Raw genomic sequence first — 15,958 nt, 5'->3', positions numbered from 1 at the left:
GCCCCGGCGGATCGCTGCTCAGTACAGTGGCGGCCTGGCCAGCGCTTCGCGGCGCAGCTGCGCCGCACGCACCAGCACCTGCGGCGGGCTGCGCTCTTCCGGGATGTCCATCAGGCGCAAGCGGTGCAACCAGCTGCCCGGTCCACGCGACGAGGTCAGCGCCACCACCGGGATGGAGAGCATCATGCCTATCACCACCGGCGACATCCAGGCAGCCAGTGCCGGGGAAACCGCCCAGGCCAGCACGCCCATGAAGGCACCGAACAGGCTCAGGCCACCGTAGCCGCGCACCAGGGCAAGCCAGTCCACGCCGCCGTCATCGCGCTGCTGGGCATCCCAGCCGGAATCCTTGCCAGCCAGCACCTCGGCCACGCCACGCGACTGCACGTACATCACCACCGGGGCCATCAGTGCCGCCAGGATGGTTTCCAGCAGCATCGCCACGAACATGCGCACGGTGCCGCCACAGCCGCGCCGGTCGCCCGGTTCCAGCAGCGTGGCCAGGTACCCCAGCACCTTCGGCATCAACAGCACCACCATGGTACCCGCGAACAGCCGCACCACGTGGACTTCATCCTGCGTGCGCCAATACACGCTGGGCGAAAGATGCAGCACGCCGTTGAGGTCGATGCCTTCCTGGAACAGCGGGATGGCGATGCCGATCAGCATCAGCATCGCCCACATCGGTGCGGTGAAGTAGTGGCCGATGCCGATCAGCATGTGCACGCGGCTGATCCAGTGCAGGCCGCGGCTGCCGACGATCTTGCCGTGCTGCAGGTTGCCTTGGCACCAGCGACGGTCGCGCACCATCATGTCGGTCAACGTCGGCGGGCCCTCTTCGTAGCTGCCGCCCAGGTACGGCACCATGTGCGCGGCCCAGCCACCACGGCGCATCAACGCCGCCTCCACGAAATCATGGCTGAGCACGTGGCCGCCGAACGGCTCATGCCCGGGCAGTGCGGGCAGGCCGGCGTTGTCGGCAAATGCCACCGTCCGGATGATGGCGTTGTGGCCCCAGTAATTGCTTTCGGCGCCATGCCACCAGGCCACCCCACGCGCGATCACCGGGCCATACACGCGGCCGCCGAACTGCTGCATGCGCGAGAACAGGGTGCGCCCGCCAACCACCACCGGCAGGGTCTGGATGATGCCTACGTCGGGATTGTGCTCCATGCCAGCGGCCAGCCGCACGATGGTGTCGCCGGTCATCAGGCTGTCCGCATCCAGGATCAGCATCTGCGGATAGGCGCCGCCGAAGCGACGCACCCAGTCGGCGATGTTTCCGGCCTTGCGCCCGCTGTTGTCGGCGCGCCGGCGGTAGAACAGCCGGTCGTGCGCGCCCAGGGTATCGCGCAGTTCGGTGAAGACCTGTTCTTCCGCCTGCGAGATGTCCTCGCGACGGGTGTCGCTGAGCACGAAGAAATCGAAGTTGGCGAGCTGTCCGGTCTCCGCCACCGATTCGTAGATGGCCTGCAGCCCGGCCAGCAGGCGGCGCGGGTCTTCGTTGTAGGTCGGCATCAGCAGCGCGGTGCGGGTATGCAGCAGCGGCAGGGGTTCGTTGGGATCGATGCCCAAGCGGTAACCCCGGTCGAACACGGCGGTGAGGAAGCCCGCCACGGCACTGGCGAAGGCCAGCGCGATCCAGCCGAACAGGCCAACGAACAGCACCAGCAGGCAGGCTTCCAGCACGCTGACCCCATTGGGCGACAGCACCCGCCACATCATCACCGTCGCAGCGCTGGTCATCAACGCGGTGCCACCGAACAGGTAGGCGCGGCGCAGGCCGATCAGGCGGGGCGAAGTACGGTGGCGACCAATCTCCAGGCGGCCCTGGTGCAGGGCCTGCTCGGGCATGACCAGCGGCGAGGCACCCGGCAACGTCGCCACGCCGGCATCAAGCGTGGGGGTATCAATGGTTTCGCTCATCCGGGTTACCTCGGCACAACGGACAAGCCGGAGCCGCCGCCAGGGCGGAGGTCGCCCATGCTGGAACATCCACTACACAGGCGCACCACGGTCGGCAATCGATATCTCTCAGTACAGGAGGCCACGCACGCTCACCCGGTATTCAAAAAAATGCGGCTCAGTCTAGGACGGGGCATGTAAGTCGAGCGCGAAGGCCCTTATGCGATGTTTCTCCCCATTCATCTTTTACCACGACGGCGTCCTGCGCCTCACGCCTCTGGACTAATGAGAATACGAAACGTTACCATTTGACACAAAGGCAGGTTTCGGATTTCCCGTTCGCCCACCCAAGACGCGCCGGCTGCATGCCGCGCTTGTCGCCCAGGGATGGGCAGGCGACCTGGTCTTCGGGCATCGCGCTGTTCCCCCGGGCATCCTCCCTGCCACGGAAACCCTCATGTCCAGCCCCCGCCGTCCCGCGCGCGCATTGCGCACTCCCCTGTCCCGCTCCCTGGCACTTGCCTGCCTGCTGCCGTTGCCCGTCCTGGCCGCTGCGGCCGATGACGCCAGCACTCGCGACCTGGATACCGTCGTGGTCACCGCCTCGGGCAACCAGCAGTGGATAAAGGATGCGCCTGCCAGCATCAGCGTGATCAGCCGCGAGGACATCGAACGCCAGCCGGTACACGACCTTGCTGCCCTGCTCAGCCGCGTGCCCGGCGTCACCGGCGGCTTCAGCGCCAGTGGTGAACAGTCCAAGATCAAACTGCGCGGGATGCCATCGAACTACACGCTGGTGCTGGTGGACGGCAAGCGCATGGGCAGTTCGGCTGCCACCAACTACCGCCCGGACCTGGGCCGGCAGGATCTCAACTGGATCGCGCCGGACCAGATCGAGCGCATTGAAGTGGTGCGCGGCCCGATGTCCTCGCTGTACGGTTCCGACGCCATGGGCGGGGTGATCAACATCATCACCAAGCGCATCGGCGACAACTGGAGCGGCAGCGCGACCCAGAGTTACACCCGCCCCGGCGACGACAAACGGGGCGATACCCAGCAGATCGGCGCGACGTTCTCCGGCCCGCTCAGCGAACGCGTGGGCCTGCGCATCGGCGCCAACAGCCTGCGCCGCGACTCGGACCGTTCCAATGGCGGCGTCTACGGCAATGCCTATGCCGGTGAGAAGGACCGCAATATCAATGCCCTGCTGCAGTGGCAGGTGAGCGAGGCGCAGAAGCTGTCGCTGGAAGCGGGCCATGGCGTACAGCAGTCCTTCGCCAGCCAGGCACTGGAAGCGGAAGGTGATGGCGCATGGGGCGCCAGCGAACTCAAGCGCAGCAGCCTGGCATTGAACCATGACGGCCAGTGGTCGTTCGGTACGTCCAAACTGTCTGCCTACTGGACCGAATACAAGAACGACATCGGCCCGACCGGGCGTTCGGAGGCCGTGGACAGCATCGTCGAGGGCAGCATCGGTACCCCCTTCACCCTTGGCGTGGAGCATCAGCTCAACGTAGGCGGGCAATGGAAACGGCAGGAGCTGACCAACACCAACACCATCGGCCAGGCACCGGTGGACTATGACGGCAACGCGGTGGGCGGCTCCACGCTGCAGGTGGATACCTGGGCGCTGTTCCTGGAAGACGAACTGAAGCTGCACCGCACGCTGGCACTGACCGTGGGCGCACGGCTTGACCACCATGAACAGTTCGGCAGCCATGTCAGCCCGCGCGCCTACCTGGTATGGCACCCGGCCGAAGCGTGGACGATACGCGGCGGTGTATCCAAGGGTTTCCGCGCACCCAGCCTGACCGAGAACTCAGCCACGGCGGCGACCCAGTCCGGCGGCCGCGGCTGCACCTCGCTGTATCCCCTGGGCTATGTCAGTGGCGGCTGCTACATGGCCGGCAACCCCGAACTGGACCCGGAAACCAGCACCAACCGCGAGATCGGTTTCTCATTCGACAACGACGTCGTGGATGTCGGCCTGACATACTTCCATACCGATTTCAGGAACAAGATCGAGTACGAAGCACTGGGCTTCTTCAACGGCTACTGGTGGACGCGGATGAGCAATGTCGAACGCGCGCGCACCAGTGGCATGGAGGGCAACCTGAACTTCCGTTTCAGCGACCAGTGGCGCTGGCGCACTTCGGCCACCTGGATGAAGGAAGCGAAGAACCTGACCACCGGCGAGAACCTGATCGACACCCCGGAGTACTCCGCCTACTCCGCCGTGGACTGGTCACCGGGCAAGGTATTCTCCGGCACGTTGTCGGCGCAGTACACCGGCAAGCAGAGCGGTATCGCAAGCACGTTCCTGAGGGCCTACACGCTGTATGACCTGACTGCAGCCTGGAACGTCAACGACGTACTGACGCTGCGCGCCGGCATCAGCAACCTGGCCGACAAGAAGCTGTATGCCGAAGGTGCCACGGACTACTACGTGGCAGGCCGCAGCGGGTTCATCGGGGTGACCGCGCGGTTCTGAGCGGCACCGGTACTTCGGCTGCTGGTGGGTGACGACCGTTGGTCGCCACCCCTTTTGAGCCGGGCGCGACCCTGCTCCGGCAAATCAGCGTGGCAATACGTCTTCGCGCGCTGCCTCGCCGGCACTCGCCGCACGACGTGCACGGTCCATCGCCACCGCCAGCTGCTGGCGGGCGAGCAGTTGCTGCGCCTGTTGCACTTCCGGGGTGGGCAGCAGCACCGGGCCGGGCGTGGTTTCCAATGAAGCGGGCTTGCTCATGCATCCTCCAAGGACAATCCGCCTGCCTGCGGCCCAGGGCCGGGGCAAGCGGACTGCGCACCCTACCGTAAAATCGAGTCGCGTGTATTGCAGCCAGGACAGCCCCGGTAGTGGCCGGCCAAGCCCGTCGCAAGGAACGGCGTGTATCAACGGAAATCGCGCGACGGGATGTCCAACCCGGACAGCAGGTGGCTGAAGTCGTGCAGGTCGCCGGCGATCAGGTGCTGCACGCCGTCCACGCATTCCCAGCGTCCGCGCACCCCCAGCAGGCGCGCGCCCAGCAAGGCCTTGCGGCGCCGCAGCGCCAGGTGTGACCAGACCACGACGTTGACCATCCCATGTTCGTCTTCCAGGGTGACGAAGATCGTGCCGTTGGCAGTACCCGGCCGCTGCCGCTGGGTCACCAGGCCGATGGTGTGTACCCCACGCCCATGCGCCGTCGCGCGCAGCTGGCGTGAATCCACTGCACGCTCGCGCTGCAGGCGCTGCCGCAGCAGCGCCAGTGGATGCATCCCCAGGGTCAGGCCGCTGGCACGGTAATCGGACAGCATCTCCTGCGCCACGTCCGGCGCGGGCAGCGCGATGCCTGCTTCGTCCGGGCTGCCTTCAAGCAGCGGCATCGGCCGCTCGATGCCCGCCACCGTCCAGCGCGCGGCATTGCGGTTACCGGCCAATGCCGCCAGCGCGCCTCCATCGGCCAGTACCTGCCGCGCCTTGCCATCCAGGCATGCGCGCCGGCACAGATCCGCCACGTCGGCGAACGGTCGCTGCGCACGTGCGGCCATGATCGCCTGCGCTGCCGTTTCGCTGCAGCCGGCCAGCTGCCGCAGCCCCAGCCGGATCGCCGGCTGTGTCATTGCGTCGCCGCCTTCCAGCGTGTTGTCCCAGTCACTGATGCAGGCATCCACCGGCAACACCTGCACCCCCTCGCGTTCGCCACGACCACGCCGCGCATCCTGCACGATCTGGCTGGCCGAATAGAAGCCCATCGGCTGCGCGTTGAGCAGCGCGCAGGCGAACGCGGCCGGCTCATGCCGCTTCAGGTAGCAACTGGCATAGACCAGCTTGGCGAATGAGGCAGCGTGGCTCTGCGGAAAACCGTAGGAACCGAAGCCCTTGATCTGCTCGAAGATCTGGTCGATGAATGCCGATGCGTACCCTTTGCCTTCCATCAGCGAACGAATCCGCTCGCGATGCGGGTCCATGTCGCCACCACGTCCCCATGCCGCCATCGAACGGCGCAGCTGGTCGGCCTCGTGCGGCTCGTAACCGGCATGCATCACCAGCTCCATCACCTGTTCCTGGAACAGCGGGATGCCCAGCGTCGGCCCCAGGATGTCCTGGATGCCTGCGGAGGGGTAGGTCACCGCTTCCTTCTGCTGCCGGCGACGCAGGAAGGGATGCACCATGCCGCCCTGGATGGGGCCAGGCCGCACGATCGCCACCTGGATCACCAGGTCGTAGAAGCTGCGTGGCTTCAGGCGCGGCAGCATGCTCATCTGCGCGCGCGATTCGATCTGGAACACACCGACGGTGTCGGCAGCCTGGATCAGCGCGAAGGTATCCCGGTCATCCGGCAGCCGGGCCAGGTCGATGCGCCGGCCACGATGCCGTTCCACCAGCGCCAGCGCCTTGCGGATGCAGGTCAGCATGCCCAGCGCCAGGCAGTCGACCTTCAGCAGCTTCATCGTTTCCAGGTCGTCCTTGTCCCACTGGATGATGGTGCGGTCGGCCATCGCCGCGTTTTCCACCGGCACCACCGTGCTCAATGCTGCATCGCTGATGACGAAGCCACCGACATGCTGGGAAAGGTGGCGCGGGTGGTCGCGCAGTTGCGTGGTCACCGCCAACACCCGCTGCAACAGGGGGTTGTCCATGTCGAAACCGGCCTCGGCCAGGCGCTGCTGCATGGGGGTTTCGCCATTACCCCAGCCGAAACATTCCGCCAGCAGGGCCACCTGGTCCGGTGGCAGCCCGAAGGCCTTGGCCACATCGCGCACCGCGCTCTTGCCCCGGTAGCGGATCACCGTGGCGGCCAGCGCGGCACGCTCGCGCCCATACTTCGCATACACGTACTGCAGCACTTCCTCGCGTCGTTCGTGCTCGAAATCGACGTCGATATCCGGCGGCTCGTTGCGCTCGCGCGACAGGAAACGCGCCATCAGCAGGCGGCTCTCGGCCGGGTTGACCACGGTGATGCCAAGGGCGAAGCACACCGCCGAGTTGGCCGACGAGCCACGTCCCTGGCACAGGATGTCGCGCGAACGGGCAAAGCGCACGATGTCCTCCACGGTGAGGAAGAACGCTTCGTAGTCCAGCGCGGCGATCAGCTCCAGCTCGCTGTCGATCTGCCGGACCACCGCTTCGGGCACGCCTTCCGGCCAACGCGCGCGCATGCCACGCCGGGTCAGCTCGCGCAGCCAGCTGGCCGGGGTATATCCATCCGGCACCAGCTCGGCCGGATAGGAATAGCGCACCTCATCCAGCTGGAACCGGCAACGACGTGCCAGCCGCACCGCGCTTTCCAGCAGCGGATGCGGGTGGATGTTGCCCAGCGCGCGGCGGCTGCGCAGGTGGCGCTCGCCGTTGCGGAACAGGAACGCACCGCACTCGGACAGGGGCAGCACGTGGCGGATCGCGGTCATGGTGTCCTGCAGGATGCGACGACGGCGCACGTCCATGTGCACATCCCCGCAGGCCAGTGGCTCCATGCCCCACTGTGCTGACAGGGCGAGCAACTGCCGCAGGCGCGCGGCGTCATCCTGTTCGCGGTGCAGGTGCACGGCCAACCGGCAGCGCTGCTCGAACACCTGCTGCATCCAGCGGGCCTGCGCGGCATCGGGCTGCATGCCGGGTACCCACAACGCGAACACCCCCAGCGCCTCGCCCTGCATGCCCGCCAGCACCTGCTGCACGTCCTGCCGCGACAACCGGTAGTGGCCCTTGCCTGCGGCACGCCGGCCCGTGGTGATCAGCTCGCACAGGCGCACATACCCCTGCTGGTTCTCCACCAGCAGCACCATTTTCAGCCCGCACTCCAGGGTGAACTCACTGCCGACGATCAACCGCACACCCGTGGCGCGCGACGCCTCCAGCCCGCGCACGATGCCGGCCAACGAGCACTCGTCGGTGATCGCCAGGGCTTCGTAGCCGCATTGCTGGGCGCGGGCAAACAGTTCCTCGGCACTGGCCGCACCACGCAGGAACGAAAAATCCGAAAGACAGTGCAGCTCTGCATAGGCAGGCAGGTCCTGCTCGCGCGGCACATCGTCGTTGGCAGCCGCCAGCCGTTCGCGGGTTTCCCATGCGCGCGGCATGCGTGCGCCGGGCGTGCCATCGCGTCGTACCCGCCGGCTCATGCGAACCATCCATGCAGCATCCAGTCGTCCTGCCGGCCGGGTGCAGCAAAGGCCCAGGCATGCTGGCCATGCGAGGTTTCCAGTACGTAGTAATCACGACGCGCCTCCTGCCCATCCCACCACCCGCTTTCCAGCCGCTCCGGACCGGACACGATGCGCGCACGCGGATCGCGCAGCGGCACCGGGGCAGGCAGCAGCCAGCCTGGCCGTGGCGGGCGTGACGGTGCCTCGGCAATGGCCATGCCGTCGCCTTCCACGCGCTGCCATGCCCGTTCCGGCCGCGGATCGCCGGCCGGCCCGACACGGTAGACCGCTCCATCGCCCAACCGCGCGCGCAGCCGTTCGCGCAGCTGCGGCCATGGCAGTTGTTGCTGGTTGCGGGTATCGAACAGGTCGCGGCTGGCCGGCACGAAAGCCGGCAGCTGGCGCGCCAGCAGGCGCAGGGCCACCACCGGATGGTCGATGCTGGCGCGCTCCAGCCGGTTGCGGGTCAGCTCGAACAGCAGCGTGGCATCGCGTTCGGCCGCCAACAGGCCAACCTCCACGTCGGTGTGGCCTTCCTCATGCTCCAGCCGCAGCACGAAACGCTGCACGCCGCCATCGCGGATGGACAGGCAGGTGCACAGGTCACCGATCAAGCGCCGCAACGGGAACAGCAGCGCCATGTGGTTTTCCACTTCATACCCCAGCTCCACGCGGGAATCGAAGTGATCCGGCGGCGCATACCAGGCCAGCGGTTCATCGGCCTGCCCATACAACCGGTCCAGGTGTTCCAGCAGCGGCAACCCGAAACGTCGGCGCAGGCCATCGCGTGGCAGGCCACGCAGCGCACGCAGGTCGGTGATGCCCATATGCTGCAGGCGTTGCCCACCGTCATCGGGAAGTCGCGCACGGCGTACTGGCACGCGATCCAGCAGGGCCTGCATCGCAGCGGTTTCGGTCACCGCCAGCCCATCGCGCAGGCCAGCCAGCACCATCGCCGCACGCGGCGTGGGCGCCAATGCAATGCGGTGCTGGAAACCCAATGCCTGCAGCTCTTCGCGCAGGCGTTGTTGCAGTATCGGCCATGGCCCCAGCAGGCGGAAACTGGCACGCACTTCCAGCACGATGCAGCCAGGCCACTGTGCGCTGACCAGCGAACTGTGCCGGTAGGCCCAACCGGCCAGGAAACGCTGCCAGCGCGGTCCGGACTGCGCATCGTGTTCGATCATCTGGAATTCGGGCAGCAACGCCAGCGCTGCGGTCAACCGCATGCCGGCCTGCAACCCGGCCCGTGCAGCGGCTGCATTCACTGCATGCAGCGTGCGCAGCTGCGCCGAGCCACCGACCAACGCCAGTGGCGCATGCGGATCAGGGTGACGACGAAGGACAGCGTCCAGCGCCAGCTGCGGCAGCACTACACAGGCCCAGAGCATCGGCGTGCCTCACCCGGCCCTCAAAGCGAAGGCCTGCGCCGGTGCCGGGCCACCGCGGCATTTGCGTACCTGCCATTGCATGCCCTGCCCTTGCCGCACGGCTTCCAGGCGCAACGCGGCCGGTGACGGATTGGCGGCATGGCGGCGTTCGCGCAACGCAAAACCCAGGCAATGACCGGTGTCGGCGGCCACCTGCAGGCGGCGCAGCGCCTGTGCATCGGCCTGCTTCGGCCAGCCCATCACCGCGGCACAGGCACCGCTGCGCAGGCATTGTTCGAATGCCCACAGCGCATCGCGCGGCGACGCATCGACCAGTTGCAGCTGCTCCAACGCCACCCCGGCGGCCTGCCATGCCGGTGCATAGGGCAGGTAAGGCGGCGCAATGACCGCCACGGCCATCCCGGCCTGGCTGAGACGCGCCAGGGTGGGCAGCAGCAGTTGCAGCTCGCCCACGCCATCGGCCGGCAGCAGGAGTTCGGTCAACGCACGGCGCGGCCAGCCGCCCTGCGGCAGCAAGGCATCCAGCGCCGCGTGGCCAGTCGGTTCGCCCTCCACGCCCTGCGCGCTGCCACGCCCTGCATGCCATAACGCCTGGGTGGCCAGCAGGTGCTGCAGGTCGTGCGCGGCATCCATCTCAGCCCTGCCGCACCAGGCCGCAGTACACGCCTTCCACGGCGAAATCCTGCCCGGCTTCGACCACGATGGGGGCATGCGCGGCGTTGCGCGGCAACAGGTGCACGCTGTCGCCGGTACGCTGCAGGCGTTTGATGGTGAGTTCGCCATCGATGCGCGCCACCACGGTCTGCCCGTCGCGTGCACTGGCGGTGCGATGTACGCCCACCAGATCGCCATCGAGGATGCCATCGTCGATCATCGAATCGCCCTGTACCTTGAGCAGGTAATCCGGCCGCGGCGAGAACATCCGCCGGTCCAGCCACAGTTGCTGGTCCAGGCCGATGTCCGCACCGATCGGCTGGCCAGCCGCCACCCGCCCCAGCACGGCCAACGGCAGCAGTTCGGCCGCACCACCGGGCAGCCGCAGCCCGCGCTTGCGGCCCGGCGCCTGTTCCAGCAGCCCGGCATCAACCAGCGCCTGCACGTGTTTCCGGGCAGCATTGCGCGAGGAAAAACCGAAGGCTTCGGCGATGTCGGCCAGGCTGGGCGACTGACCGGAAGCCAGCACCTGTCGCAGCCAGGCCAGCACGGCGGCACGTTGTGGGGGAAGTTCGACGGGGTCCATGGTGTACATTTGTACACCTTCGCTTTCAGGAAAGCGACATCCTGACCGTTCAGCTGGTCAGGCGTTGACGCTTTTGTATTGATTTTCCTGTCACCTTTCACCCATAAGAGCAAACTATTGATTTAATTAAATAAATTCAATTTCATATTCGTCCAGCAGACAGCATCATCGGGATTCATTCACGTGAGCCCACCCCATGCGCCATGCACGTTTGTTGATAGTAGCCACCCTGCTCATTCCAACCGCAAACCTCTTCGCCCAGACCCTGCTGACGCGTGACAACGGCGCCCCGGTGGGCGACAACCAGAACTCGCAGACTGCCGGTGCTGCCGGTCCCACCCTCCTGCAGGACGTGCAGCTGATACAGAAGCTTCAGCGTTTCGACCGCGAGCGCATCCCCGAGCGCGTCGTGCATGCCCGCGGTACCGGTGTCCGCGGCGAGTTCACCGCCAGCGCGGATATTTCCTCGTTGAGCAAGGCACTGCTGTTCACCCCAGGCGAGAAGACCCCGGTGTTCGTGCGTTTCTCCTCAGTGGTGCATGGCAACCATTCGCCAGAGACCCTGCGTGACCCACGCGGTTTCGCCACCAAGTTCTATACCCGCGAAGGCAACTGGGACCTGGTCGGCAACAACTTCCCGACCTTCTTCATCCGCGACGCGATCAAGTTCCCGGACATGGTGCATGCATTCAAACCGGACCCGCGCACCAACCTGGATGACGACTCGCGTCGTTTCGACTTCTTCTCACACGTGCCCGAAGCCACCCGCACGCTGACCCTGCTGTATTCCAACGAAGGCACTCCGGCTGGCTATCGCTTCATGGATGGCAGCAGCGTGCATGCGTACAAGCTGGTCAATGCTCAGGGCCAGACGCACTATGTCAAGTTCAACTGGAAAAGCCTGCAGGGGGTGAAGAACCTCGACCCAGTACAGGTGGCTGAAACACAGTCGAAGGACTACAGCCACATGACCCATGACCTGGTGGCAGCCATCCAGCGCGGCGATTACCCGCGCTGGGACCTGTATATACAGGTGCTGGCACCGGAACAACTGGCTGGCTTCGATTTCGACCCGTTGGATGCCACCAAGATCTGGCCGGATGTCCCCGAGCAGAAGATCGGCCAGATGGTGCTGAATCAGAACGTGGACAACTTCTTCCAGGAAACCGAGCAGGTCGCGATGGCGCCTTCCAACCTGGTGCCGGGTATCGAACCATCCGAAGATCGCCTGCTGCAGGGCCGGTTGTTCTCATACGCCGACACGCAGATGTACCGCGTGGGCGTCAATGGCCTGCAGTTGCCAGTGAATCGTCCGCGCGTGGAGGTGGACAATGGCAACCAGGACGGCGCGATGAACATTGGCCGCAGCAGCAGTGGCATCAACTACGAACCCAGCCGCCTGCAGCCACACCGCCAAAGCACGCATGCGTTGTACAGCACGTTGCCGCTGGCTGGCAGTACCCAGCAGGCCCCCATCGCGCGGCAACAGAACTTCAAGCAGGCCGGTGAGCTATATCGTTCCTACAGCCGCAGGGAACAACTGGATCTCGTGCACAGCTTCGGCCAATCATTGGCCGGTGCCGATGATGAGAGCAAGCACATCATGCTGTCTTTCCTGTACAAGGCCGACCCGGACTACGGCACGCGTGTCGCCCGCGTGGCCAGCGGCGACCTGGCTCGGGTGAAGCAATTGGCCAGCCAACTGGAAGACTGACGGTGGACAGGTCGGCCCCCTCCGGAGGGCCGACCCGTCGGAGTCACCAAGCCTGTCGGTAGTTCCAGCCACTGGAAGGCAATTCAGCCTGGCAGGACCCGGCCTTGGCTTACCGCCGCACCCACAGCGCCAGCATGCTGGTCAGGCAGGCCAGCAACACCACCGCGTTCCAGCCGCCCTGGGCGAGCGCGATGGCACCCAGGGCGCCACCGACCGCCATGCCGACGAACACCCCGGTGAACAACAGGGCGTTCAAACGGCTGCGTGCTTCCGGCTGCAGGCCGTAGACCAGCGCCTGGTGCGACACCGTCGCAGCCTGGAAGCCGAAATCGAAGATCACGGCACTTACCGCCAACAGGGCCAGCTGCAACGGCGGTGGCAACATGCCATCCAGCAACAGGCTGGCAAAGCCCAGCAACGCGATGACGATTGCCAGCCGTGCCACCCGCTGCGTACCGATGCGGTCGGCGCAACGGCCGGCGAGCGGCGCAGCCAATGCACCTGCGGCACCCGCGATGCCGAACGCCCCCGCTCCGGCGCTGCCGATGCCGAAGCGCGCATGCAGCATCAGCGCCAAGGTGGACCAGAACGCACTGAAGCCTATTGCCAGCAGCGACTGCGCCAGCACTGCGCGACGCAGCGGCGGCAATTGCATCCACAAGGTACCCATCGAGCGCAGCAGCGCGCCATACCCCAATGTGGTGGTAGGCGCGAAGCGCGGCAGGGTCGCGCGCAGCAGCAGGCCCATCACCACCACCGAACCGGACGCGGCGATGAACATCACGCGCCAACCGAACTGCTCGGCCACCACGCCGCTGGCCACGCGCGACAACAGGATGCCCAGCAGCAATCCGGTCATCACCTTGCCGACGATGGCACCGCGGTGTTCGGGCGGGGCAAGCGTCGCTGCCGCAGGCAGCACGTCCTGGGCGACCGTGGCCATCAACCCGACCAGCAGGCTGGCCAGCAACACGCCGGGCAGGTGGCCTGCCAACCCAGCACCCAGCAAGGCGGCACCCAGCAACAGTGATTTGACCAGGATGATCCGCCGCCGCTCGAAGCGGTCCCCCAGTGGTGCCAACAGCGCGATGCCGGCCGCATAGCCGAGCTGGGTCAGCACCGGCACCAGCCCGATGGACGCGTCGCTGGCACCCAGCGAGGCCCCCATCGCACCCAGCATCGGCTGCGCGTAGTACAGCGAGGCAACACTGAAGCCGGCACCGGCGGCCATCACCGGGACCAGCAGGCCCGGCAGCGCGGGCGGCTGCACGGAAAGCGGCGCGGGGGCCGATATGTCATGCGTCATGGACATGGAAACTGATTCCCTGGAAACGATGGCGCGCAGTCTCCTCCAGGCGCATGGCTTGTTGTAGTAGGCTCACCCGCATCAGCCATATACGCGCTACGCATGACCAAGTCCATTCCCCTCCACCATGCCGACCGCATCGACCTCCTGCGCACCTTCGTCCGCATCGTCGATGCCGGCAGCCTGTCGGCGGCAGCGGTCCAGTTGGGCACCACCCAGCCGACCATCAGCCGACGCCTGCAGGCCCTGGAGAAGCATTTCGGCCTGCGCCTGCTGCAACGTTCCACCCATGGCATGCAGCTCACCCACGACGGCGAGCGCTGCCTGCAGCACGCACGCGAGTTGCTGGACAGCTGGGAAGGCATCGAACAGGACCTGCGGGGCGCCGCGCAGCAGCCCAGTGGACGGCTGCGCGTGCTGGTGCCCCACGCGTTCGGGCAAGCCCAACTGATGCCGCCGATGCTGGCATTCCTGCGCCGGTATCCGCGGATCAGCCTGGAATGGCGCCTGCATGATGGTCCCGTCGACCTGGTTGCCGAAGGCATGGACTGTGCAATCCGGGTCGGTGCGCTGGAACAGCAGGACGTGGTGGCAGTGCATGTGGCCGACGTGCCGCGCATCGTGGTCTGTGCCGCATCACTGGCCCCCGATCCCTTGCCACGCACGCCGTCAGCGCTGCAGCAGATGCCATGGGTATCGCTGACCGGCTTCTATCGCGAGAGCGTGCAGCTGCAGTCCTGCCACGGCGCTGGCACCGGCAGGACCAGCGAGCGCATCGCCATCCAGCCCCGCCTGCTCACCGACAACCTGTTCGTGATGCACCAGGCCATGCGCGAGGGCCTGGGAGTTGGCATCGGCTCGGCGTGGCTGATGGCCGAGGACCTGCGCCATGGCCGGCTGGTGCAACTGCTGCCGGGCTGGGAAGCGGCGCCGCTGCCGGTCCACCTGGTGTTTCCCGCCGGCCGCCATCGACCGGCCCGATTGCAGTTGTTCCTCGATGCAATCCGCGAAAGCATTCCGGGGATCGAAGGAATGCAGAGCCGGTAACCAGGAAATCAGGGGGCCAGCAGCCCACGCATACGTCGCAATGCGGCCTGCATCCTGTGCAGTTCGCCACTTCTTTGCAGGTTCTCATCCAACAGCGCGGGAAAGTCGGTAGCAGTGCACTGCAGTCCACCCAGGCAGATCTCATCCATCAGGGAGGATCCCTGCCCGCAATCCAGGCCACGTTCGCAGGCAATCAGATCCAGCGCGTAATGATCGAATTCGTCGAAGACGATGCCTTCATAGCCGGGTAATGACTTCCCAGCCAATTGATAGGACAGCAATAACGGCCCGATCTCCCTTAATGATCCTGCATCCCCGGAGGCAATCACCTGGTCCAACAGACCTGCTATTGCATCGACATCGCGTATCTCTTCCATGGCCTGCATCCGGATGGTCGCCGCCAGGTCTCCCGCCTCGGCCGCGCGTTCCCTCCATTCACGCCCATAGCCACGCAGGTCACCACTCCACGACACCAGGACATCGCATTGCGCCCTCAGGCGTTGCCCGGCATCACGATACCCCGCCAAGACGGCATCGCCATGCAACGCGACATTTGCCGAGACAGCCGCGATTGCGCTCTCGATTCCCCCCTTCGTATATGCCATCCCGGCACATCGCGAAGCGACAAAGCCCAATTCGCGCATTGCCACCGCATTCCCCCCCTCTGCGGCAGTCCTGAGGGACCAGACGTACCGGACGAGGGACGCGTGATCGCGCGATTGATCGAGCCGACGCAGTAATCGCACGCGCGTATCCGTATCCGTATCCGTATCCGTATCCAGTGCCGCATGGGATGCCGGCCTGTACGCAACCTGCTCCGCATCTGCGGCGGTTGAAGCACGCCACCCGCTTGCCACAGCCAACACCACCGCCACCGCCACCGCCACCGCCACCGCCACCGCAGCAATCGTCCACCATCGCGGCAATCCATTCTCCTGCACCGCGCGCCTCCCCTGCCTAGTGCCCACGCACATATTTCGCCTGATGCTAGCATCAGGCCTTCATCCTCAAGGAAGAACGTCATGGGAGGTTTCAGCATCTGGCACGGGCTTGTCCTGCTTGTCCTGCTGGCCATTCCGGTCGGCATAGGGCTGCTGGTATGGCTGATCGTGCGCTTGTCGCAGAAGCGTTCGGCGGAGAAGGCACGCATTCAACCGCACGACGGCACGAAACCGTAAAAAGGGGACGGAGGGGATTAAGTCGTATCCTGCACGCTGATGCTG

The 15,958-nt window shown here is 65.9% G+C and carries 12 protein-coding genes; 4 read left to right on the top strand and 8 right to left on the bottom strand.

All coding sequences use genetic code 11. The annotated features are described in order from the left end of the window. Nucleotides 1-18: 18 nt before the first annotated feature. Nucleotides 19-1,926: a glucans biosynthesis glucosyltransferase MdoH gene (mdoH, locus tag H4O11_RS06635; protein WP_182338610.1), complete on the bottom strand. Its 1,908-nt coding sequence runs from the start codon at nt 1,924-1,926 to the stop codon at nt 19-21. A 436-nt stretch (nt 1,927-2,362) separates the two neighbouring features. Here mdoH and H4O11_RS06630 point away from each other — a divergent pair, with 436 nt between their 5' ends. Then, nucleotides 2,363-4,396, top strand: a complete 2,034-nt coding sequence (locus H4O11_RS06630) for a TonB-dependent receptor domain-containing protein (protein ID WP_182338609.1) — start codon at nt 2,363-2,365, stop codon at nt 4,394-4,396. An 84-nt stretch (nt 4,397-4,480) separates the two neighbouring features. Here the strand turns inward: H4O11_RS06630 and H4O11_RS06625 are convergent, their stop codons facing one another. The 5 genes from H4O11_RS06625 to lexA all read right to left on the bottom strand — a co-directional run bounded on the left by H4O11_RS06625 (nt 4,481) and on the right by lexA (nt 10,668). Continuing rightward, nucleotides 4,481-4,654 carry a hypothetical protein gene (locus H4O11_RS06625; protein WP_182338608.1) on the bottom strand — a complete coding sequence of 58 codons (174 nt, stop codon included), beginning with the start codon at nt 4,652-4,654 and terminating at the stop codon, nt 4,481-4,483. A gap of 146 nt (nt 4,655-4,800) precedes the next feature. After that, nucleotides 4,801-8,013 carry an error-prone DNA polymerase gene (locus tag H4O11_RS06620; RefSeq protein WP_246333331.1) on the bottom strand — a complete coding sequence of 1,071 codons (3,213 nt, stop codon included), beginning with the start codon at nt 8,011-8,013 and terminating at the stop codon, nt 4,801-4,803. Next, complete coding sequence (locus H4O11_RS06615; RefSeq protein WP_182338607.1) at nt 8,010-9,428, bottom strand: Y-family DNA polymerase; 1,419 nt, start codon at nt 9,426-9,428, stop codon at nt 8,010-8,012. The genes H4O11_RS06620 and H4O11_RS06615 overlap by 4 nt, the downstream gene beginning before the upstream one ends. 9 nt (nt 9,429-9,437) lie before the next feature. After that, nucleotides 9,438-10,061, bottom strand: coding sequence for a translesion DNA synthesis-associated protein ImuA (gene imuA / locus H4O11_RS06610; protein WP_182338606.1), 624 nt, complete (start codon nt 10,059-10,061; stop codon nt 9,438-9,440). 1 nt (nt 10,062) lies between these two features. Continuing rightward, nucleotides 10,063-10,668, bottom strand: coding sequence for a transcriptional repressor LexA (gene lexA, locus H4O11_RS06605; protein WP_246333329.1), 606 nt, complete (start codon nt 10,666-10,668; stop codon nt 10,063-10,065). A 196-nt stretch (nt 10,669-10,864) separates the two neighbouring features. Here lexA and H4O11_RS06600 point away from each other — a divergent pair, with 196 nt between their 5' ends. Then, the gene (locus H4O11_RS06600) at nt 10,865-12,382 is read left to right on the top strand and encodes a catalase (RefSeq protein ID WP_182338604.1); all 1,518 of its coding nucleotides are present in this window, start codon (nt 10,865-10,867) and stop codon (nt 12,380-12,382) included. Between the two features lie 109 nt (nt 12,383-12,491). Here H4O11_RS06600 and H4O11_RS06595 read toward each other — a convergent pair whose 3' ends face one another. Continuing rightward, entirely contained in the window at nt 12,492-13,694 is a 1,203-nt protein-coding gene (locus tag H4O11_RS06595) for an MFS transporter (protein ID WP_246333327.1), read from the bottom strand. Nucleotides 13,695-13,790: 96 nt separating this feature from the next. Between H4O11_RS06595 and H4O11_RS06590 the strand changes: the two genes are divergently transcribed. Further along, nucleotides 13,791-14,735 carry a LysR family transcriptional regulator gene (locus tag H4O11_RS06590; RefSeq protein WP_182338603.1) on the top strand — a complete coding sequence of 315 codons (945 nt, stop codon included), beginning with the start codon at nt 13,791-13,793 and terminating at the stop codon, nt 14,733-14,735. 8 nt (nt 14,736-14,743) lie between these two features. Here the strand turns inward: H4O11_RS06590 and H4O11_RS06585 are convergent, their stop codons facing one another. After that, entirely contained in the window at nt 14,744-15,661 is a 918-nt protein-coding gene (locus H4O11_RS06585; RefSeq protein ID WP_182338602.1) for a hypothetical protein, read from the bottom strand. A gap of 96 nt (nt 15,662-15,757) precedes the next feature. Between H4O11_RS06585 and H4O11_RS06580 the strand changes: the two genes are divergently transcribed. Next, nucleotides 15,758-15,913 (top strand): Sec-independent protein translocase family protein, encoded by a 156-nt coding sequence (locus tag H4O11_RS06580; protein ID WP_182338601.1) that lies wholly within the window; start codon nt 15,758-15,760, stop codon nt 15,911-15,913. Nucleotides 15,914-15,958 lie beyond the last annotated feature (45 nt).

Origin of the sequence: Stenotrophomonas tumulicola (assembly GCF_014117215.1) — a bacterium.
Classification (GTDB): Bacteria; Pseudomonadota; Gammaproteobacteria; order Xanthomonadales; family Xanthomonadaceae; genus Stenotrophomonas; species Stenotrophomonas tumulicola.
The sequence above is the reverse complement of the archived record's forward strand: the minus strand, read 5'-3'. Positions and strand labels throughout refer to the sequence as shown.